This is a genomic window from Mucilaginibacter pedocola (assembly GCF_002013915.1).
GTDB lineage: Bacteria > Bacteroidota > Bacteroidia > Sphingobacteriales > Sphingobacteriaceae > Mucilaginibacter > Mucilaginibacter pedocola.
Map to the genome: position 1 here is coordinate 452,351 of NZ_MBTF01000001.1, position 23,390 is coordinate 475,740.

At 45.6% G+C, this 23,390-nt stretch carries 14 protein-coding genes; 11 read left to right on the plus strand and 3 right to left on the minus strand.

Annotation, left to right across the window (positions count from 1 at the left end; all coding sequences use genetic code 11):
• Window positions 1-104 precede the first annotated feature (104 nt).
• The 3 genes from BC343_RS01930 (at window position 105) to BC343_RS01940 (ending at window position 6,177) form a co-directional block, all read left to right on the plus strand.
• Entirely contained in the window at window positions 105-2,492 is a 2,388-nt protein-coding gene (locus tag BC343_RS01930; protein WP_078346478.1) for an ABC transporter permease, read from the plus strand.
• 157 nt (window positions 2,493-2,649) lie between these two features.
• Window positions 2,650-3,669, plus strand: a complete 1,020-nt coding sequence (locus BC343_RS01935; protein ID WP_078346026.1) for a DUF4097 family beta strand repeat-containing protein — start codon at window positions 2,650-2,652, stop codon at window positions 3,667-3,669.
• Window positions 3,670-3,807: 138 nt separating this feature from the next.
• A complete protein-coding gene (locus tag BC343_RS01940) occupies window positions 3,808-6,177 on the plus strand; it encodes an ABC transporter permease (protein ID WP_078346027.1) in 2,370 nt (789 codons plus the stop codon).
• 62 nt (window positions 6,178-6,239) lie between these two features.
• Here the strand turns inward: BC343_RS01940 and BC343_RS01945 are convergent, their stop codons facing one another.
• Entirely contained in the window at window positions 6,240-6,530 is a 291-nt protein-coding gene (locus BC343_RS01945) for a type II toxin-antitoxin system RelE/ParE family toxin (RefSeq protein ID WP_078346028.1), read from the minus strand.
• Entirely contained in the window at window positions 6,524-6,775 is a 252-nt protein-coding gene (locus BC343_RS01950) for a hypothetical protein (RefSeq protein WP_238381685.1), read from the minus strand. The genes BC343_RS01945 and BC343_RS01950 overlap by 7 nt, the downstream gene beginning before the upstream one ends.
• A 234-nt stretch (window positions 6,776-7,009) precedes the next feature.
• On the opposite strand from BC343_RS01950, the gene BC343_RS01955 reads away from it, so the two are divergent.
• From BC343_RS01955 to BC343_RS01990, 8 genes are all read left to right on the plus strand, one after another.
• Window positions 7,010-9,421, plus strand: coding sequence for an ABC transporter permease (locus BC343_RS01955; protein WP_078346029.1), 2,412 nt, complete (start codon window positions 7,010-7,012; stop codon window positions 9,419-9,421).
• A gap of 144 nt (window positions 9,422-9,565) precedes the next feature.
• Entirely contained in the window at window positions 9,566-11,992 is a 2,427-nt protein-coding gene (locus BC343_RS01960) for an ABC transporter permease (protein ID WP_078346030.1), read from the plus strand.
• Between the two features lie 291 nt (window positions 11,993-12,283).
• Window positions 12,284-14,650 carry an ABC transporter permease gene (locus BC343_RS01965; RefSeq protein WP_078346031.1) on the plus strand — a complete coding sequence of 789 codons (2,367 nt, stop codon included), beginning with the start codon at window positions 12,284-12,286 and terminating at the stop codon, window positions 14,648-14,650.
• Window positions 14,651-14,782: 132 nt separating this feature from the next.
• On the plus strand, window positions 14,783-17,251 hold the full coding sequence (locus tag BC343_RS01970) for an ABC transporter permease (RefSeq protein WP_078346032.1): 2,469 nt from the start codon (window positions 14,783-14,785) through the stop codon (window positions 17,249-17,251).
• 206 nt (window positions 17,252-17,457) lie between these two features.
• The gene (locus tag BC343_RS01975) at window positions 17,458-19,824 is read left to right on the plus strand and encodes an ABC transporter permease (protein WP_078346033.1); all 2,367 of its coding nucleotides are present in this window, start codon (window positions 17,458-17,460) and stop codon (window positions 19,822-19,824) included.
• 204 nt (window positions 19,825-20,028) lie between these two features.
• Entirely contained in the window at window positions 20,029-20,643 is a 615-nt protein-coding gene (recR, locus tag BC343_RS01980) for a recombination mediator RecR (RefSeq protein WP_078346034.1), read from the plus strand.
• 6 nt (window positions 20,644-20,649) lie between these two features.
• Window positions 20,650-21,486 carry a glycosyltransferase family 2 protein gene (locus BC343_RS01985; protein WP_078346035.1) on the plus strand — a complete coding sequence of 279 codons (837 nt, stop codon included), beginning with the start codon at window positions 20,650-20,652 and terminating at the stop codon, window positions 21,484-21,486.
• Window positions 21,470-22,285: an SDR family oxidoreductase gene (locus tag BC343_RS01990; RefSeq protein ID WP_078346036.1), complete on the plus strand. Its 816-nt coding sequence runs from the start codon at window positions 21,470-21,472 to the stop codon at window positions 22,283-22,285. Before BC343_RS01985 ends, BC343_RS01990 begins: the two co-directional genes overlap by 17 nt.
• A 206-nt stretch (window positions 22,286-22,491) precedes the next feature.
• On the opposite strand, the gene BC343_RS01995 is transcribed toward BC343_RS01990, so the two are convergent.
• Window positions 22,492-23,373: a bifunctional 5,10-methylenetetrahydrofolate dehydrogenase/5,10-methenyltetrahydrofolate cyclohydrolase gene (locus BC343_RS01995; RefSeq protein ID WP_078346037.1), complete on the minus strand. Its 882-nt coding sequence runs from the start codon at window positions 23,371-23,373 to the stop codon at window positions 22,492-22,494.
• Window positions 23,374-23,390 lie beyond the last annotated feature (17 nt).

Sequence of the window (23,390 nt, forward strand, 5' to 3'; positions counted from 1 at the left end):
ACAGGCGTACACGCATAATTTATTAAAACTACTTAATTGGCTTATAAACAGCATTTTGTATGTTTGGTATATCTTTTACTATGAATATACCAAACCAATACATCATGCTTAGGAATTACTTTAAAATAGCCTGGAGGAACTTGCAGAAGCACAAAGCCTTCTCGTTCATCAATATATTTGGCCTGGCGGTAGGTATAGCTGCTTTTTGGCTGATAGCCTTGTATGTAACCGATGAGTTGAGCTACGACCGCTACAATACCAAAGCCGACCGTATCTTCCGCGTTGCACAACACGCCACCTGGAGCAGTGGTAAGTATGATTTTGCTATCACATCAGCACCATACGCCGCTGCGTTGAAGGCCGATTTCCCGCAGGTAGAAGAAACTGCCCGTATAGATGCCGAGGGCGGAGGTAAAATTACTATTGGCGATAAAACCATCAATGAGGGCAACATGCTGCTTGCAGATAATGCCATCTTCAAAATATTCAGCTACCAGTTTTTACAGGGTGATGCGCAAACCGCACTAAGCAAACCGCAAAGCATTGTACTCACCAAAACCTTTGCCGAAAACCTTTTTGGCGATGCAGAGAATGCCCTGAATAAAACCATATCGGTAGACGGGCAGGCAACTAATGTAACCGGCGTTATTGCCGATGTGCCTGTAAACTCGCACTTTACCTTTAAAGCGCTGCGCTCGTTACGTGAAGGTTTTACCAGCAGCTGGGATGATTCGGGTATATACACTTACCTGCTTCTTAAAAATGCCGATAGCAAAAATGCCATCGAAGCAGCAAGTGGCGCCTTCTACAACAAATACTTAAAAAACGGGCTGGGCGATTTGAAATTCAATTTAGAGCTGCAGCCGCTTACATCTATTCACCTGCACTCTAACCTGGGGTACGAATTAGGTGCTAACGGCAATATCACTTATGTATACGTGTTCACTATTACCGCGCTGCTGATACTTATTATTGCGGTTATCAATTATGTGAACCTGGCTACCGCGCGTTCATCTGTCCGCCTGAAAGAGATAGGCGTACGCAAGGTTATCGGGTCAGACAGGGCTCAGCTCATCGCCATGTTCTTTGCCGAATCGGTTCTGTTGACGTTTATCGCTACACTTATTGCGGCTACCATCATCCAATTTGCCTTGCCATATTTTAATCAATTATCCGGCAAAAACCTGGTATTGTTGCAGTTTGGTACTGTGCCTACAGTGGTTTTGTTTGCCGGCTTCTCTTTATTTACCGGGTTGCTTAGTGGGGCATATCCTGCCATGTTCTTGTCGGGTTTTGGTACCATCAGTGCCATAAAAGGGCAACTGGGCAACCAGATGGCAACTATTTTCTTTCGCAAGTCGCTGGTGGTGTTTCAGTTCGTTATCACTATCGTGATGATCGTTGGTTCATGTATTATTTACCAGCAACTGCGCTTTGCTATGGATAAAGACCTTGGCTTCAACAAAGCACAAACGCTTACCTTCCATATTAGCCAGGGCGTAAGGCCCAAGGCAGATGCTTTGAGGCAACAGCTTTTACAAAACCCCAATATTGAAGATGCGTCTACTGCAGGCAACCCTATTGGCAATAATAACCTGAATAGCGGTGGTTTCAACGTAGGCAGCGATGGCAAGTCAACAGCTGAATCTTTTATGGTGCAGCGCCTTTCGGTTGACGAAGATTTTATACCTACCATGCAAATTAAAATGAGCAAGGGGCGCAATTTCTCTAAGGATGTTACCAGCGATGTTGACGATGCCATTGTTGTGAACCAAACCCTAATAAACAAATTAGGACGGAAAAACCCGATAGGCCGCCGTGTAAATATCGGTACCGATAACGACGGAAAACTAATTGTGCGCACCATTATAGGTGTGGTGAAAGATTTTAATACCTACTCGCTTCAGCATAAAATAATGCCGTTGTTCATGTACCTGCCTAAGGAGGTGAATGATAAAGACAATGTGTACGTGCGCATTGGTAAAAACAACATCCGGGAGTCGTTGGCTTATATTGGTAAAGTTTACGGGCAGTTCGATATAGAAAATAAACCGGAGTTCCATTTCCTCGATCAAAACTTTGCCGCCCAATACCAAACCGAGCAAAAGCAAGGCAACATCCTGTTGATATTTACTATACTGGCTATCAGCATTGCGTGTTTAGGGTTATTTGGTCTGGTAACCTTCACCGCAGAGCAACGTATTAAAGAGATCGGCATACGCAAAGTACTAGGTGCCAGCGTCACCAGCATTGTAAGCCTACTGGGTACGGACCTGATGAAACTGGTTTTCGTTGCAACGATCATTGCCTGCCCGATAGCCTATTTTGCTATGGATAAATGGCTGCAGGATTTTGAATATAAAATAAACATCCACTGGTGGGTATTTCTGCTGGCCGGTGCAGGCGCAAGCGTAGTGGCCCTGGCAACTATTAGCATACAGTCGGTAAAAGCAGCGCTTGCTAACCCGGTGAAGAGTTTAAAAAGCGAATAGGGGACGGAGGGGGATTCAAGAGATGAGAGTCAAGAATCAAGACGCAAAAAAGCGTACGGCTTCTTAATTCTTGATTCTTGCCTCTTGGTTCTAAATTCTTTTCCCATGAGTGCAACTATTTAACAACAACAAGCATCTTATTATAAAACTAAGCAACATGAAAAAACTATTATTCTTTTTAGCACTGGCTTCGGTTACAGGCGTAGCATCGGCACAGGATTGGAAAACGCCATATATGACCAAATCGTTATCGGCAGATAACATCAAAAGCGTGTTTGTGAATACCAGCGGTGGCAGCATTTCGGTAAAAGGCGGCGAGGAGCCTCGCATTGAGGTTTACGTGGTTGGCAACAACAACCAAAACCTGAGTAAGGAGGAAATTGCCAAACGCCTGGAAGAAGATTACACCCTTGATGTTAAAGTAAGCGGCGGCGAATTGCACGCTACAGCTAAACAAAAACACAATATTACCAACTGGAGAAAAAGCTTGAGCATTGGCTTCCGTGTGTTTGTAAACAAAGCTACCGAAACCAACCTGAACACCAGCGGCGGCAGCATCAGCATTGCTAACTTAACAGGCAACCAAAACTTTGAGACCAGCGGCGGCAGCCTAAGCATCAGCGGTGTTGCAGGTGTTATAAAAGGCGAAACCAGCGGCGGTAGCATCAGCGTAGCTAACTCAAGCAAAGAGATAGACCTGACTACCAGCGGTGGCAGCATTAACGCCAGCAACTGCAGCGGCCGCATGAAACTGGAAACCAGTGGTGGCTCATTAAAACTGCAAGGCCTGAAAGGTTTTGTAAAAGCTGAAACAAGCGGCGGCTCGGTTAATGGTAACGGTATCGATGGCGAGCTGATCACCACCACCAGCGGCGGCAGCGTTAGCCTGAGCGAAATTGCAGGTAGCGTAGATGCATCTACCAGCGCAGGCAGCATACACGTGCAAATGACCCGCGTAGATAAATACGTAAAAATTGACGGTAACTCGGGCCATGTTGACCTGCAACTGCCATCGAACAAAGGCTTAGACCTTGATGTACGCGGCGACCGTGTTACCGTTGCCATGAACGGCAAATTTGAAGGCCAAAAAGAAAAAGAACGCGTTGTAGGCAAAGTGAACGGCGGCGGCTCGCTGGTAACTGTTCGCGGCGACGGCAGTGTTAATGTTTCGTTATAATAATTAGTTCATAGATGATAGTGCATGGTTCATGGCAGGCTTGCTGTTATGAACCATGACTTTGTAAATAACGGTTCGTAGGCAATCTATTGGTTTCTTACCATCAACTATGAACCATTATCCATCAACCCAAACCCTATGTTTAAAAATTACCTTAAAGTAGCCTGGAGAAGCATTGTAAAACACAAGGGCTTTTCGTTGTTAAATGCCGGTGGCTTAGCCCTCGGCATTGCCAGTTGTTTATTGTTAGTGCTGTATGTGGCCTACCATTTGGGCTACGATAAGCAATTTAACAACATCGAAAATATTTACCTGGTAGAGAATAACCAGCCCGGCGATGGTAAAATTTACACCTTTTCGGCTACTCCAAGGCAGGCGGCAGAGGCTATAAAAACCGAAGTGCCGGGTGTGGTACGTTCGGTCAGGATGATCAATTATACCGCCGAGGGTTTGCTGAGCTATAAGGATAACACCTTTAAAAAGCAGGGCATGTTCGCCGATGATGGTTTCTTTGATATTTTTTCATACAAGTTTATACAGGGTAATGCGGCGAGTGCCCTTAAACTGCCTAACTCGCTTATCATCACTAAATCGTTAGCTACCACATTATTTGGTAAGGAAGACCCGATGAACAAGATCGTTAAACGCAATAACCAATTGCCATTAACGGTTACGGGGGTAATTGAGGATCTGCCCGCAAACGCTACCTTTCAATTTGAATTTGTGATGCCCTGGGTAATGTTCGAAGATTCTAACCCCTGGGCTAAAGACTCGGGCTGGGGAAGTAACTATGCCCGCACGGTGGTGCAGTTGAAGGACAGTAAAAGCTTAGCCCGCGCCAATAATATTATGAAAGGCATGGTGGGCCGCCATAACGATGGCAACAAGAATGCTCTTTTTTTATACCCGTTTGCGAAACTGCATCTGTACGGAAAGTTTGAAGATGGCAAAGCTGTAGGTGGCATGATAGACCAGATACAACTCTTCATCACCCTGGCCATTTGTATTTTACTGATAGCCTGCGTAAACTTCATGAATCTTTCTACGGCACGGTCGGAAGAGCGTGCAAAAGAGGTGGGTATCCGCAAGGCCATTGGCTCGGGCAGGGGTTCGCTTATCGGGCAGTTCATTACCGAGTCAGTTATCCTTTCGGTGCTTTCTACTATAATAGGGGTTATCATCGTTGTTTTAAGCCTGCCTTATTTTAACCAATTACTCGGTATTACCTTAAAATTGCCCTACAGTGAAGGCTACGCTTGGGCCTTTATATTAGGTGTAGGGCTGGTGAGCGGCTTATTAGCGGGCAGTTATCCTGCTTTTTACCTCTCGTCGTTCGAACCGATAAAGGTTTTGAAAGGGATGTTCAAGGGTGGTAGTTCTGCATTGCCGTTGCGGAAGATCTTGGTGGTGTTGCAATTTGCCATAGCGGTATTCCTGATAAGTGCTACCATTATCATATACAGGCAGATCAAGTATGTGCAGGATATGCCTATCGGTTTCGATAAGAACAACCTTGTGGAGATACCTATGGAAGGCGATCTGCAGAAGAACGCACAGGTTTTTGTCAACGATCTGAAGAATAGTGGCGCTATTACCGGCGGTGCCATTATGTCGGCAAGTATTACTTCATCCGGCAGTAATACCTGGGGAGTAAGCTGGCCCGGTAAGCGCGACGATCAGCAGGTATTGATCGATATATTTTCGGTAGGCGAGGGTTTCACCAAAACTGCCGGTGTAAAACTTTTAGAAGGACGCGAATTTTCGAACAGTAATGCTTTAGACACAGCGCACAAAACCGTGCTGATAAATGAGAGCGCCGCCAAAATAATGAACCTTAAAACCCCCGTTGGAACAATTATCAAAAACGGCGATCAGCCGGTTACCATAGTAGGTGTTTACAAGGATTTTGTTTGGGGTTCGCCTTACGAAAAGACAAGGCCGATGCTTACCCAATTTTCGGGCAACTATGGTTCGGTAATTGGTTTGCGCCTAAACCCATCGCGCAGTATTTCTGCTAATGTGGATGCGATAACCAAATCGTTAAAGGCCATAAACCCATTCTTCCCGCCAACCATTAATTTTGTAGACGGCGATTTTGAGAAGAAATTCCAGAACGAAAAACTCATGGCAACATTGGCAAACCTGTTCGGCGGATTGGCTATCATTATTTCTTGCCTGGGTCTGTTCGGTTTAGCGGCCTATGCAGCCGAGCAGCGTGTAAAAGAAATAGGGGTACGCAAAGTATTGGGTGCAACTGTGTTTAACCTCACTACCTTATTATCAAAAGACTTTTTAATATTGGTTGCTATCGCGATAGTAGTAGCCACACCGGTATCGATATGGGGTATGGATAAATGGCTGCAAAACTACCAAACCCGTATCCCCCTAAGCTGGTGGATGTTCGTAGCAGCGGCAATGGTAACCGTTATTATCGCCTTAGCTACGGTAAGCTACCAGGCGGTGAAAGCTGCGTTGGCAAATCCGGTGAAGAGTTTGCGTTCGGAGTAAAGAGATCAGAGGTTAAAGAATAGAGGTTAGTTTCGAAAAGAGGCTAACCTTTTTTATAAAAATTAAAATTTGAGTGGCGACATTTTTGTGTGCCTTATCCGAACGATAATAATTTCGTCTCCCATTACACGATACGAAATGCGATACTTGTATTTTTCAAATGCTCGCCAAGTTCCGTCATTGTTTTTCTTGAATTTATCAAAGGTGTATTTTTCAGGATTTGCCGATAATTCGAAAGTGCAATCAATTAGCGTGTTTAACACTATTGTTGCATTTTGTAACGAAGTAAGCGCGATATATTTATAGGCTTTTTTCAAATCGGCTTTTGCTTCGTCACTCCAAACTACTACCACTTGGCTGCTTCTATTTTTAGGTCTTCAACAGTTGTGAATTCACCACGTTGAACTTGAGCATATCCTCTCTCTAAATCCTCGTTATATTCATCAAGCGTCTGCCGTTTTTCTTGGGTATCAAAACCGATACGCATTAACTTCAAAGAGTTTATAAGCCATTCTCTTTTAGAAGCATCCTTTATCTTATCAAGGTCTATCACAAGTTCCATAGCATCATATTTTATTACGAATTTACCGATAATCATAATAGAAAACAAAACTGTAGTTTAATAAGAAGAAGCGCTTTTTATTCGCAAACTCTTTCTGTAACCGAACACCCAACCGTCCGATTACGAACATCTTCGTTTATTGGTTTGATTCTTAAGTTGTTGATTTGTAATTTATTACAAAAGTGGCACAAATCTTATTTATCAAACTATAGCATCATCGGTGAAATCGGTGGAATCGGTGTAGCTAATCGGTGAAATCACAATAAAATAATGATAAAAAACTATTTAACCATCGCCTGGAGAAGCCTTACCAAAAACAAGGTATTCTCTTTTATCAATATGTTCGGGCTGGCCGTGGGGCTGGCTTGCTGCATGCTTATTAGCGGTTATGTTTACCAGGAGCTTACCTTCGATACCTATTCGGTAAACGCCAAACAACTGTACCGGGTCAACCTTGGTACGGTATCTAATGGGGGGACGGATACTTATCCCATTGTTGATATAGCCGTAGGTGAGGGGATGAAAAGCGCCGTACCGGGTATTGAAGCTTTTACGCGCCTGCAAAACAACCCGCAGGTATTTGTAAAGTATAACAACCTGCAATTTAAAGAAACCAATATCGCCCGGATAGATTCTAATTTCCTGCAATTATTTTCTATTCCGTTGCTGGAGGGCGATAGCAAAAATGCGCTGGTAGAACCCAATAGCATGGTGGTGACCAAAGCCTTCGCTAAAAAATACTTCGGCGACGAATCTGCTATGGGTAAGCTGTTAACATTTGGCGACAGGGCAGTAAAGATAACCGGAGTGATAGACCGTGTGCCCGAGAATTCGCATTTCCACGCTGATGCCTTTATCAGCCTGACCTCTTTTGTAGAAGGCCGCCGCAAAACCTGGAGCAACGTGGGTTTTTACACCTACCTGTTGCTTAATAAAAATGCCGACCCACGCAAGCTCGAAGCGCAGTTCCCCGCATTGGTAGAGAAATTTGTGGTACCCGAGGTGCAGGAGGATATGGGCGTAAGCCTGGCCGAAGCCCGCAAATCCGTAGGTACATTCCTGTTTACATTGATGCCGCTGGCCGATATCCACCTGCATTCGCACACCAAATTCGAGCGAGAGGCCAATGGTAATATCCAATACGTATACATCTTTGCTGCGTTGGCCATCTTCATTTTGCTATTGGCTTGCATCAACTTCATGAACCTTTCTACCGCAGCTTCAGCTAAACGCGCTAAAGAGGTAGGCATCCGCAAAGTAATGGGTTCGCTTAAAGGTAACCTGGTTACGCAGTTCCTCGCCGAATCTACCATGCTGACCATACTGGCCACCGGCATAGCACTACTTATGGTTTACTTGTTATTGCCATATTTTAACGATGTAGCGGGGAAACAGTTGGATATGACGTTCTACCTCAATTACAAAGCGTTAATTGTAGAAGTATGCCTGGCGCTGGTGGTAGGTGTTGCCGCGGGTATTTACCCGGCATTCTTCCTGTCGTCGTTCCAGGTGATAAAGGTTTTGAAGGGTAATAATAATACCCAAAACAACCGTAGTTTACTGCGCAGCGGGCTTATTGTATTCCAATTCGCTATATCTACCGCATTTATTGTGGCCACTTTTGTGGTATACCAGCAGTTACATTATATGCAGAATAAAAAACTGGGGTACGATAAAGAGCAGGTACTGGTAATAAACGATGCCTACACGCTGGGAAATAACCTGGATGCCTTTAAACAGCAGCTTTTGCAGGATAAACGCGTAATGAACGCCACCATCACCAGCGATGTGCCCGTTGCCTTTGCCGATGGTACCCAGGTTTACGTAAAACCGGAGAAAGAAACCGACGGCAGGCAGGAGGTACACGCCAATATTTACCACATAGACGAAAGCTATTTACCCACCATGGGCATGAGTATGGCCAAAGGCCGTAATTTTCTGGCAGCATACCCGGCAGATTCGGCATCGGTATTGGTGAATGAGGCGATGGTGCGCGACTTGGGTTTGGGTAAGTCGGACCCTATTGGGCGTACCATAGTGCGTTCGGGCCAGCGCGAATTTAAAATAGTAGGGGTGGTGAAAGATTTCCACTACTCATCTGCCAAAGAAAAAATTGCCCCGCTAATGATGCTTTACGGTCACAGCAACGGCTCCGTAATAATAAAAGCCAAAACCGCCGACTTGAGCGGCCTTATAGAAGTAGCTAAAAACCAATGGAACGAATACAAAGCCGAAGGCCCATTCAGCTACACCTTCCTCGATGATCAGTTTGCCAAATTATACGTTGCCGAGCAGCGTACCGGTAAAATATTTACAGGCTTTGCCGTTATCGCGGTTATTATCGCCAGCCTTGGCTTGTTCGGTTTGGCTGCCTTCAGCATACGCCAGCGGGTGAAAGAGATAGGTATACGTAAAGTGTTGGGCGCGTCATCGGGCACTATCACCGGCATGCTGTCTACGGAGTTTTTAAAACTGGTTATTATTGCCATTGTGGTATCGGTACCGGTAACCTGGTATGCTATGCATAAGTGGCTGCAGGATTTTGCCTATCGCATTGATATTTCGCCTTGGGTGTTTGTAATGGCGGGGATTATTGCGGTTGTGGTGGCTTTTGTTACGGTAAGTTTCCAGTCGGTAAAAGCGGCATTGGCCAACCCTATAAAAAGTTTGCGAAGCGAGTAACCTGGTAGCGAAAACAGGCGTCGAATATTTATCATTTATCCCGGTTTTTAAATAGGGGTAAACGTGCAACAAATTGTATCAAGTTAAACGGCAGCGCGGGCTGCCGTTCATTCAATTTATAAAGTACTTAAATTTCATCACGCTATGTTTAAAAACTACTTCAAAACGGCTTTCCGCAGCCTTAAAAAGAATAAGGGCTTTACAGCCATAAACGTATTGGGTTTGGCCCTTGGCCTTTGCGTTTGCATGCTCATTGTATTTTATGTGATAGATGAGCTGGGCTACGATACCTACAACAGCAAAGCCGACCGCATTTACCGCGTAAACAACGATATCAAATTCGGCGGCAAAACAACCCAGTATGCAGTTTCGCCGGCGCCATTGGCTCAAACCTTCCTGAACGATTTCCCGGAGGTAGAGCAAACCGTGCGTTTTAGGGAGCGCGGCGGCTTCAATGTGCGCAAAGACGGGCAGAATGTGCAGGAGGATCGTATGGTGTATGTAGATTCGACGCTATTTGATGTTTTTACTTTGCCGATGATACAAGGCGACCCCAAAACCGCCTTAACCGAACCGCGCACCGTGGTAATAAACGAAACCACCGCTCTAAAATACTTCAATGCGACCAATGTGGTGGGTAAAACGCTCACCTTTAACGATTCGATACCCTACAAAGTAACGGGCGTTATTAAAGATATCCCCAAGCAATCGCACTTTAGGTTCGATTTCTTTTTGGCGATGACCGCGCTTGACGAAAGCAAGGAAGATGCCTGGTTGAGCAACAACTTCAGCACCTACATTGTACTAAAAAAAGGTGCCGACCCTAAAGTGCTCCAAGCCAAAATACCGGCCATGATAGAGAAATATGTTGGCGGGCAACTGCAGGCGGCAACCAAAATGAGCTATGCAGACTTTGAGAAAGACGGCAACTATTTTAAAATGACGCTGATGCCTTTGCTGGATATCCACCTGCGCTCGAACGTTAACGACGAGCTGGGCCGCAATGGCAACATCCAATACGTGTACATATTTTCGGCAGTGGCGGTATTTATTTTGCTGATAGCTTGTGTAAACTTCATGAACCTGAGCACCGCACGTTCATCAAATCGCGCCCGCGAGGTTGGGGTGCGCAAGGCATTAGGTTCGCCGCGTAGTGCGCTTATCGCGCAGTTTCTGTCGGAGTCGGTATTGGTTACTTTCGCGGCAACTATTATAGCTATCATAAGCGCCTGGTTGCTGTTGCCGGTGTTCAATCAAATGGCAGATAAGCAACTGGCATTTACCGCGCAAACCGTGCTTTGGCTGCTGCCTGCGCTGTTGTTTATTGTAATAGTAATTGGCTGTTTGGCCGGTTCGTACCCGGCGTTCTTCCTGTCGGCATTTCAACCGGTTGATGTATTGAAAGGGAAACTTTCAACCGGTTTTAAAGGAAGCAACCTGCGCAGCTTTTTGGTGGTGTTCCAGTTCTCTATATCTATATTCCTCATCATCGGTACGCTGGTTATCTATCACCAACTAAAATATATACAGGCTAAAGACCTTGGCTACAACCGCGATCAGGTACTTATTGTGAATAACACAGGCGTATTAGGCCCGCAGGCAAAAGCCTTTAAAGAAGAAGTAAAACGCATGACGGGTGTGGTAAACGCCACCATGACAGGCTACCTCCCAACAGGAGGCTGGAATAACAATACAACCTTGTTTGAAAGCCCTACGCTGGATACTAAACACGCCGTGAACACCGCCATTTGGGACATAGACGAAGATTACGTGAGCACATTGGGCATGAAGATAAAATACGGCCGCAATTTCTCCGCCGAAATGAAAACCGATTCTACTGCCGTTATCCTGAATGAAGCTGCCGTAAAGGTATTGGGCTATAAAGATGCTTTGAATAAAGAGCTTTACCTGCCGCTGGATAACATGGCCAAGAAGCTGCAAAAACTGCATGTAATAGGCGTGGTGAGGGATTTTAACTTCAGTTCGCTGCGCGAAAATATCAGCTCGCTCGTGTTCATTCTCGACCGCAATTCGGGTGCGTTAAGCGTTCGCCTCACGCCCGCAAATGCTACTGCAGTGCTGGCACAGATAAAAGATAAATGGCACACCTTTGCACCTAACCAACAGTTCAATTACTCGTTTATGGACGAGAATTTTGAGAACGCCTACCGCACCGAGCAACGCATCGGCAGTATCTTCATCGCCTTTACCTCCATGGCCATCATTATTGCCTGCCTCGGCCTGTTTGGCTTAGCGGCTTATGCTGCCGAGCAACGTACCAAGGAGATAGGCATACGCAAAGTATTGGGCGCAAGTGTGGGCATTATTGTGGGCATGCTCTCAAAAGATTTTATAAAGCTGGTGGTGCTTTCCATCATCATCGCATCGCCGCTGGCCTGGTTCAGTATGCAGCACTGGTTCCTCTCGGGTTTTGCATATCGCGATACCATTAAATGGTGGATAGTGGCTGCAGCCGGCGGTGGGGCAGTGGTAATTGCCTTTATCACCATCAGCTTCCAATCCGTAAAAGCCGCGCTGGCCAACCCGGTGAGGAGCCTTCGTTCGGAATAGTTTTAAGTCTGAAGTCGAAAGTATTAAGTCCGAAATGGTGCGTGCCCTTCGGACTTTTTATTTTTGAAACTTAGGCTCCCGACTTAAACCTTAAGACTTTTGACTTCGCAAGGTGTATCATAACCGAACAATCGCTGTTACGCAGGCGTACAGTAAGTTATTATTGAAATCTATTTAAATATCTAACAATCAATGATTTGTAATTTTGGTATCGATTTTACTTGTTTCTAAATATCTGAACCTGAATTTTAGAATTTAGCGTTTCGATCTTAGGATTTAACTTCTACCATCATGTTAAAGAATTACTTCAAAATCGCCTGGCGCAACATCTACAAAAACAAATTATACAGCGCTATTAATATAGGCGGGCTGGGCGTGGGCATGGCTGTAAGCTTTATGCTGATGCTGTATGTTTATAACGAACTCACTTACGATAAACAATATAAAAACGATGAGCGCATATTTACGGTAATGCGCCATCAGCCGGCCAACGGCGAAATACAAAGCGGCAGCAGCACATCGGTACCTATGGCAGCGGCTATGCTGAAAGATTACCCTGAAATTGAGAAAGCCGCCCGTATGAACTGGGCTTTCGATAAACTCTATACCTACCAGGATAAATCTGTTAACATTAATACCGCCTCGGTAGATCCCTCGTTCCTCGATATCTTCTCCATCGAATTTGTAAAGGGTAGCGGGGCAACTGCCTTTTCAGAACTATCATCTATCGTTTTAACAGAATCGGGCGCCAAATCTTTATTCGGCACTGAGGACGCGATGGGCAAAATTGTGAAGATAAACAAAGAACGCAGCGCCAAGGTTACCGGCGTTATTAAAGATTTTGCAAGCAATGCTTCCTTTAAATTTAATGCAGTTGGCTCATGGGCCATGCTGGAGGCCGACCAACCCTGGCTGAAAACTTCGGGCTGGGGCAATTACTCGTTTAAAACGTATGTGTTGGTTAAGCCCGGTACCAATATGGCAAACCTTAATGCCAAAATATCAGGCTTCATCGCCAAAAACGACCCAAATAGTAAATCGACTAAAGTAAGCCTGTTTCAATATTCGCAATTGCACCTGCACAGCAAATTTGTAAACGGCAAAAGCGTTGGCGGCAGCATTGAGTATGTGCAACTATTTATGATACTGGCTATTGTGATATTGCTGATAGCCTGCATCAACTTTATGAACTTGTCTACAGCACGATCAGAAAACCGAGCTAAGGAAGTTGGCGTGCGCAAGGCAGTAGGCGCAGGGCGTTTCTCGCTGATCAAGCAGTTTATGGGCGAGTCGCTGCTGATGTCGGCGCTGGCATTTGTGCTCGCCATGATCTTAGTGAACAGGCTATTGCCTTATTTCAACGGCGTTATCGGCAAAAACCTCGAGGCGCCTTATGGCTCCGTTAATTTTTGGCTTATCGGTTTAGGTACCATACTTATTACCGGGCTAATAGCGGGTAGCTACCCGGCGTTGTTCCTGTCGTCTTTCAGGCCCGTGAAAGTGCTTAAAGGTGTTAATAAGGCAGGTAAAGCAGCTATGCTGCCAAGAAAGATTTTGGTTGTGGTGCAATTCGTTATCGCAACTGCGTTTATCTTATCATCGATATTGATCTATAAGCAACTGATGTTCATCAAATCGTTGCCGGCTGGTTACGATAAGAATAATTTGGTGGAGCTTTCGTTAGATGGCCGGCTTTATAACGATTTCGAGCTTTTCCGCAGGGATGCTATAGAGACCGGAGCTATTAGCGATGGGGTAAGTACATCGAGCAGTATTTCGAATACCAATAGTTCATCGTGGGGCATCACATGGCCGGGGCAACTGCCGGGCGAAGATAAAATACCTATAGACCAGTTGGTGACCACCTACCATTTTGTAAGCACCTTTAATGTGAAGCTGATAGAAGGGCGCGATTTTGATATGGGGCGCCCATCAGATTCTACCGCGATTATGCTAAACCAGGCAGCCGTGAAACTGATGCGCATGAAAGAACCGCTTGGTACCCAGGTATACTGGCAAGGCGCAAAACGAACCGTAGTGGGCGTAATGCAGGACTTTATACTTGGCGACCCAACAAGGCCTGTAGACCCGGTAATAGTAGGTTTTATGAAAGGCTGGGCCGGTACTGCAACTATTCGTCTGAATAACAAGCTTTCGGTATCCGATGCTATAGCTAAACTTAATACGGTTTACAAAAAGTATAAACCCGAGTACCCGTTCGATTATAAGTTTGTAGATGAACAATACGCGCAAAAATACAGTACCGAACAATTATTAGGCACATTGGCAAACTGGTTCACCATACTGGCTATTGTAATATCCTGCCTGGGCTTATTCGGGTTGGCATCCTTCTCGGCCGAACAGCGCCGTAAAGAGATCGGTATCCGTAAAGTATTAGGCGCATCCATCGCCAACCTATGGTTTAACCTTTCTAAAGAGTTTGTGCAGTTGGTGGTAATTGCCTTTGTTATAGGCGGGGCGCTTAGCTGGTACTTTATGAACCAGTGGCTGCAGAAGTATATTTTCCATACCAGCATTAGTGCATGGGTATTCGTAGCTACTATTATTATCAGCCTGGCGGTTACCCTGCTAACGATAAGCTGGCAAGCCATCAAAGCTGCGCTAACTAATCCGGTGAAGAATTTACGTTCGGAATGATGTGCAGATGGGGGATAGGGGTGCGGATGTGCAAATTTTAAATATGCAGATAGATATAAATTAAGTAACTAATAAATCGGTGAAATCTGAGCTAATCGGTGGAATCGGTGCCAATAAAATCGGTGTAATCATATGCTTAAAAACTACTTCAAAATTGCCTTGCGCGGGTTTCGCAGGCATAAGCTGTTTACGTTCATCAATATTATCGGGCTGTCTATTGGTATCAGTGCGGCATTGGTGATATACCTTATCGTGCATTTCGATTTTACATTCAACCAGTTCGATGGCAACACCAAAAGCATTTACCGTGTGGTATCTAACTACACCTTTGCCGGCGAGCCTGCTTACAATAGCGGGGTTTGCGCGCCTTTAACATTGGCCATTAAAAACGAGGTGCCCGGCGTAGAAAAGTCGGCACCGTTTTTTACGCTGTTCGAAAGCCGCGTGCTGGTGCCGGGTAAAGGCAATGCCGAAACCAAACTGAAAAAGGAAACCGGTATTATGCTGGCCGATGCGCGTTATTTTGATCTGTTCCCTTATAAATGGCTGGCGGGTAATGCCAAAACTTCGCTAAATACGCCGTACCAAGTGGTTCTTACCTCGGAGCGTGCCGAAAAATACTTCCCTAAAATGCCCTACGCCAACATTTTAGGCAAAGAGATAGTTTATGAAGATTCTATCCGCACCACCGTAACAGGCATTGTAGAAACCCCAAAACAGAACACCGATTTTGTATTTACCGATTTCGTCAGCTACAGTACAGGCTTGGCCAGTAACCAGCTGAAAGATAATTTCCAGATGACGCAGTGGGGTAACACCACCTCAGCATCACAACTGTTTATAAAACTAAAGGATGGTGCATCTGAAGCAGGCATCACCAAATTACTAACCGGTTTAATAAAAAAATATAACCCGCCTAAACCCGAAGACAAAGGCAGCACCCACGAGTTCGGCCTGCAAAAACTGGACGATATCCACTTCGATCAGCGTTACTACGCCTTCGATGGCGCACGCACGGCCAACCGCAGTACGCTGTATGGCCTGTTGGTTATCGCTGCCTTTCTGTTGTTATTAGGTTGTATCAATTTCATTAACCTAACCACTGCACAGGCATCGCAACGTGCAAAAGAAATTGGCATACGTAAAACCATGGGCAGCAAACGCGGGCAGCTGATAGCCCAGTTCATGAGCGAAACCTTTTTGGTAACACTATTCGCCGTTATTATTTCGGTAGCGCTGGCGCCGCTGATCCTGAAGCTGTTTAAAGATTTTATACCGGCGGGCATTACTATTGATCTGCTGGCACAACCCAATCTTATCCTGTTCCTAATTCTCTTAACTGTTTTAGTAAGTGTATTATCGGGCTTTTATCCGGCTTTGGTACTCTCGGATTATAAGCCGGTTACTGTACTTAAAAACCAGGCAGCCAGCAACAGCAGCAAAACCCGCAATTCCTGGCTGCGTAAATCGCTAACGGTTACACAGTTTGTTATTGCGCAGTTCTTTATTATGGCTACAATTTTGGTTAGCAAACAGATATACTACGCGTTGCATAAGGACTTGGGCTTTAAAAAGGATGCCATTGTGAACATCAGCACGCCATTTAAAAGTTTAAGTACCGATAAACAGCAGGTGTTTTTGAACCGCGTGAGGCAGGTACCGCAAATACAGCTGATAAGCGTTGGGGGCGCAGCGCCATCATCGGGTAATACCAATTCATCAACCATGGAGTACATTGATGGTAAAAAAGAGGTAAAAACCGAGGTGGAACTAAAATTTGGCGACGAAAACTACATCAAGGTTTATAACATAAAACTATTGGCAGGCCGCAACATCGCACCTGCAGATACCGGCCGTGCCTTTATCATCAATAATACTTACGCTAAAGTATTGGGCTTTAATAACCCCAATGCGGCCATTAGCAAACAGCTGAAGTACAACGATAAACTGTACGAGATAGTAGGCGTAGCGGCCGATTTTCATCAAAAATCGTTAAAGGCAGCCATTAAGCCGCTCAGCATTATGCAGCCCTACAAAAACAAATGGAACAACCGCACTTTCCATATTCAATTAAAACCGCAAACCGCAGGCGGAAACGAGTGGAAAGCGGCCATCGCCTCTTTCGAAACAATATGGAAAGATATTTACACCGAAGACGATTTTGAATACAACTTCTTTGATGAAAATATTGCTAAGTTCTACACCGCCGAGCAGCACACTTCGCAACTGCTTACCTGGGCAACAGGTTTATCTATATTCATCAGCTGCCTTGGTTTGTTGGGATTAGCCATTTACACTACCGGCCAGCGTACTAAGGAGATAGGCGTACGCAAAGTGTTAGGCGCATCGGTAGCGCAAATAGTCACCCTGCTTTCTACCGAACTGATATGGCTTATTGTATTGGCCTTTGTGCTGGTAACACCATTAGCTTACTACGCCATGAACAAATGGATGGAAGATTTTGCCGACCGAACCACCATCAGCTGGTGGATATTTGCCCTCAGCGGCGGAGCCATGCTGACGGCAGCGCTTTGCACCCTAAGCTTCCAAACCGTAAAAGCCGCTATTGCCAATCCGGTGAGGAGTTTACGTTCGGAGTAGTCCATAGAAGGAAGTCCATAGTAGGTAGTCCATGGTCGATAGTCCATAGTCCATAGAAAAACCATCTCGCTATGGTCTATGGACTATCGACCATGGACAAATAATCTGTGAAATCAAGCCCCATCGGTGGAATCGGTGTTAAGTAATGTTAAATCCCTTTGAACTCTTTATCATAGTGCTGATATTGTAGCTAATTACAAAAGCCTATGATAAAGAATTACTTAAAGGTTGCCTGGCGCGGAATAGCCAACAATAAAATATCATCCATTATAAACATTGGCGGGTTGGCGCTTGGTATGGCGGTTAGCTTTATGCTGATGCTGTACGTTTATAACGAGTACAGCTATGATAAATTCCACACAAACAGCGAGCGGCTTTACCAGGTATTTAAAAACCAGCCCACCAACGGCGAAATACGCACCAAGCCACTAACGCAGCAACTGCTTGCAGGAACCATCAAAAAAGATCTCCCGGAGGTTGAAGAAGTAGCACGGATCAACGAATCAAAAGATGCCTTGATAGCTTTAAAAGGGCAGGGGATAAAGGTGAATACAGTTGCTGCCGATCAGTCGCTGTTTAACCTTTTCGATTTTGAGTTTGTATGGGGTAATAAGCGCACCGCACTTACAGATCCTACCGGCATTGTTATTTCGGAGTCGACGGCTATTGCCATCTTTGGTAACCGTAACCCGATGGGAGAGATGCTGAAGTACGAAAACCAATTCCCCATGAAGGTGAGCGCGGTGATAAAAGACAATCCGCAAAACTCGAGCTTTACCTTCAAAGCCATTATTCCATGGGAAGCATTTCTAACGCAAAACCCATGGCTGAAGGGCGAAGGTTGGGACAACTACGCGTATTTTACTTACCTCCGTTTAAAACCCGGCGCATCTGCCGATGTACTTAACAGTAAGCTGAAAGATCTGATAGGCCGGCATTTTGCGAAAGATGCAGCAGTGAAATTGTTTATGTTCCCCTATGCCAAACTGCATTTATATGGCGAATTTAAAAATGGCGTAAGCGTTGGTGGCCGTATAGAGTATGTGCGCCTGTTCCTGTTGCTGGCTGTTGGCATATTGCTCATCGCCTGCATTAACTTCATGAATCTTTCTACCGCACGGTCGGAGAAGAGGGCACGCGAGGTGGGTATACGGAAAGCCATTGGAGCGCGGCGTGGTGCCCTCATTGCACAATTTATGGGCGAATCCCTGGTGATGGCCTTTCTATCCTTTCTGTTGGCAGTGGTATTGATGATGGTGTTGCTGCCCGTTTTCCGGAATATCATCAATATCAATTTAAGCCTGCCGTACGCTAACCCGGCCGCATGGGGCTTAGCATTGGCGGTAACTATTATTACAGGCTTAATTGCAGGTAGCTATCCGGCTTTATTTCTTTCATCATTTAAGCCGGTTAAAGTTTTAAAAGGGCAAATAGTGAGCAGTAATAATATCATCCGCCCGCGGCAGGTGCTGGTGGTGCTGCAGTTCACCTTCGCAACTTCTTTGATCATATTCAGCATATTCATTTATCGGCAGATCAATTTTATAAAAGACCGCCCCATAGGCTACGACCGCGACGGTTTGGTAGAGATAGCTGCCGATGGCCGCATGTACGATCAATTTAACCTTTTCCGCCGCGATATACTGGCCTCCGGCGCGGTTACCGACGCTGCCCTAATATCCGACCCCATCAATAATGCAACAGGTGCCACCTGGAATAACACCTGGCCGGGACAGCTCCCCGGCGAAGAGAGTATTTCCATAGATTGCCTTGCAGCCACGTATCATTTTATTGATACCTACCGCCTCAAGATACTCGAAGGGCGCGATTTTTCCTCCAGTCGCCCGTCGGATTCTACGGCTGTTATTTTGAACGAGGCTGCCGTGAACCTCATGCGTATGAAAGAGCCCGTTGGCCAGCAAATAACCTGGATGGGAGGCAAGCGAACGGTAATAGGCGTGGTGAAGAATTTTGTATTGGCATCTCCCTACGAACCTGTAAAGCCTGTAATAATAGGATTTATGCAAGGCTGGGCAACAAGTATAGGCATGCGCCTTAATCCTAATAAACCGGTATCCGCAAGCCTGGCGCAATTGCAAAGCATCTATAACAAGTACAACCCGAGTTACCCTTTCGAATATAAGTTTACCGACGATACCTACGCCACAAAGTTCCGCAACGAGAAGCTGCTGGGGGCAATGGCAGTACTATTTACAGGCCTCGCCATTGTACTTTCAGCACTTGGTTTATTCGGACTGGCGGCGTTCTCTGCCGAGCGCAGGCGCCGCGAGATAAGCATACGCAAAGTATTGGGCGCCGGAACCGCTGCCCTATGGCTAAAACTTTCGCAGGAGTTTGTGCTGTTGGTTTTAATATCCTTTGTAATAGGCTCGTTAATAAGCTGGTATAATATCAGCCAATGGCTGGCTAAATACACATACCATACCACCATAACCGTTTGGGTATTTGCCGCAACGCTGTTGCTTAGCATGGTTATCTGCCTCGCTGCGGTAAGCTGGCAGGCCATAAAAGCCGCGTTGGTTAATCCGGTGAAGAATCTTAGGAGTGAATAGGATGGTGAGTGGTTGATTAAGTGAGTGGTGAGTGGTTATGGTATTTGCTGCATTAGAATAAGTAGCGATGGGTTTGAAACCCATCGCTACGGTTTAAGGTATGCACAAAGTATTTTCGCCATCCTTACAAATATTACATTTCCCAACCATTCACCACTTAACTACTCACCACTTAACCATCCCAAAAATCCGTACCTTTGCACCATGAATTTTTCCTCGAAATTACTGGAGAGTGCTGTTGCGGAGTTTGCCAAATTACCGGGCGTTGGGCAAAAAACGGCCCTGCGTTTGGTGCTGCATTTGCTTAACCAGGATAAGGAGGAGGTAGCGCAATTCAGCAGCGCCATTAGCCGCCTGCGTAACGAAATTCAGTTTTGTGGTACCTGCCACAACATATCTGATAGCGCAACCTGTGAGATATGCAGTTCCCCAAAGCGCGACCATTCCATCATTTGCGTGGTAGAAGATACCCGCGATGTAATGGCCATTGAGAACACCAACCAGTATAATGGCGTATACCACGTGCTTGGCGGTTTAATTTCGCCGATGGACGGCGTAGGCCCAAGTGACCTGCAGGTTGATACACTTGTTGAAAGGTTAAAAGAGGGCGGTGCTAAAGAAATAATTTTTGCCTTAAGCGCAACAATGGAAGGCGATACCACTATTTTCTATCTGCATAAGCGTTTAAAGCAATTTAGCATAAATATATCAACCATTGCCCGTGGCATAGCTTTTGGTGGAGAGTTAGAGTACGTAGACGAAATTACCTTAGGCCGATCTATTGTAACCCGTGTGCCGTACCAACACTCATTATCCTGATAGCTTATGAAACTCTCTGTAATTGTAGTTAATTACAATATGTGCACCTTGTTAAAGCAGTCGGTTGGCTCTTTAATTAAAGCTTGTAAACATGTTGACTATGAGTTGATTGTAGTAGATGATAACTCTACTGATAAATCGGTTAAAATGCTGCGCACAGAGTTCCCAAAAGTAAAGGTTATCCGCAACGAAAAATCGTTGGGTATGGCGAAATGCCGTAACCTTGCATTGGAAAAAGCTACAGGCCAGTATGTTTTACTGGCCAATGCGGATACAATAACAGCCAGTAACGCACTGGAGGGGACACTAAGTTTTATGGATAACCACGGCAAGGCCGGCGCGGTTGGCATCAGGATGCTTACGCCGCAGGGCAGGTTCTTGCAGGTATCGCGCAGGGGCTTTAACCTTGCCTGGGAGTCGTTCTTCAAACTCACAGGTATGGCAAAACACTTCGTTAAATCGAGGCTGTATAAACGTAAAGATGAGAAGTGGGTGGATGAATTTGAAACCGCCGAAGTTGATGTGGTGAATGGAGCGTTTATGCTGCTGCGCAAGTCGGTACTGAACGAGGTGGGTGTGCTGGATGAGCGTTTCACCATGTTCGGGCATGATATCGACCTGTCGTACCGCATACGCCTTGCGGGCTACAAAAATTACTATTACCCCAAAACTTATATACTCAATTTCAGGAAGCAGCAGAGTGCTAAATTTACGTGGGCTTACATCAAGCACTTTTATGGTGCGATGATTATATTCGCGGCGAAATATATGTTCCGCATGCCGGAGATCAAGATCCCGGAAGTGGCGCCAATGTTTGCCCCTAAATATGAACTTGAAAAATAAAGTTGTCGTCATCACCGGTGCCTCCTCGGGCATTGGTAAATCCCTCGCTATAGAATTTGCAAACCGCGGTGCTAACCTCGTGTTGGGCGCACGCCAATTCGTAAACCTGTGCACCATTGCCCAAAATATTGAAACGCATCAAAAAGTGCGTGCCGTAGCCGTTCAGTGCGATGTTACTGTTGAAGAGGATTGCCGTATGCTCATTAAACAGGCTATGCTTACCTTCGGCAGGATAGATGTGCTCATCAACAATGCCGGCATCAGCATGCGTGCGCTATTCAAAGATGTTGACCTGAAAGTTTTAAAAGACTTGATGGACGTAAACTTTTGGGGCGCGGTTTATTGCACTAAATATGCCCTGCCCGAGATCATCAAAACCAAAGGCAGCATTGTAGGCGTATCATCTATTGCAGGTTATAAAGGGCTTCCCGGCCGTGCAGGCTATTCGGCCAGTAAATATGCCATGAACGGTTTTATGGATGCACTGCGTGTAGAGAACTTAAAAACCGGTGTACACGTAATGGTAGCATGCCCGGGTTTCACGGCATCAAACATCCGCAACACCGCATTAGATAAACATGGCAAGCAACAAGGCGAAAGCACGCTGGAAGAAAATAAAATGATGACCTCAGAAAAGGTGGCTACCCTAATAGCAAACGGCATAGAAAACCGCAGCCGCACCCTCATCATGACCGGCCAGGGTAAACTTACCGTGTTCCTCAGCAAGTTCTTTCCCGCATTTTTAGATACGCAGGTGTATAAAGTATTTGCCAGGGAGCGCGATCCGTTGCTTCGGTAGTTCATTGGTTCACAGGTTCAATAGTTCATTGGTGGGTTTGACATTAGCTGTTAGCGCGAATACTAACCATAATGTCATCCCGAACGAAACGGGGCGAGGAGGGAACTTGTACGGTATGCAAGGCAGATGCGCAAGCCTAAAAAAGCAAATCGGCATGGCGAAAAACGCCATGCCGATTTATATATCTTTAAGAAATTAGCTATTCTTTACGAATAAACCTCTTTATTAGCCGAAGCCAAGGTGTTTTTCAATAAGCCTACAATAGTCATCAAACCAACGCCACCGGGTACCGGGGTTATCCATGATGATTTTGGAGCAACGCCATCAAAATCAACATCGCCATACAGTTTGTAGCCCGATTTAGTGGTGGTTGATGTTTCGCGGTTCATGCCTACGTCAACTATTACCACGCCATCCTTCACCATATCGGCAGTAATGAAATTCTTTTTGCCGATGGCTACGATCAGGATATCGGCATCGAGCGTAAATTTTTTGATATCTGGTGTTCTGCTGTGGCAGATGGTAACAGTGCAATTACCGGGCTGGGTGTTACGAGCCATCAATATGCTCATAGGCGAACCTACGATGTTGCTACGTCCAACTACCACACAGTGTTTACCTGCGGTTTCGATACCGTACTCTTTCAGCATCAGCGTAATACCGTAAGGCGTTGCGGGGATGAACGATGGCAGGTTGCGCTGCATACGGCCCAAGTTTACGGGGTGGAAACCATCTACATCTTTACGGTGGTCTATGCGTTCGGTAACTTTCTCCGGGTCGATGTGTTTGGGTAGGGGGAGTTGAACAATGATACCGTCGATATCAGCATCAGCATTCAGTTCGGCTACTTTAGCAAGCAGTTCTTCTTCGGTTACGGTATCTTCATAACGCACCAAAGTTGATTTGAAGCCAACTTTTTCGCAGTTCTTCATTTTGCTGGCCACATAAGTTTCGCTGCCACCATCGTGGCCAACCAATACGGCTACCAAATGCGGCTTGCGGCCGGTGCGCTCCAATATTTTAGCCGCTTCTTCGGCTATCTCTACCTTAAGTTTTTCTGATACGTATTTTCCGTCGAGTAATTGCATAATCTCCAGCCCCCTAA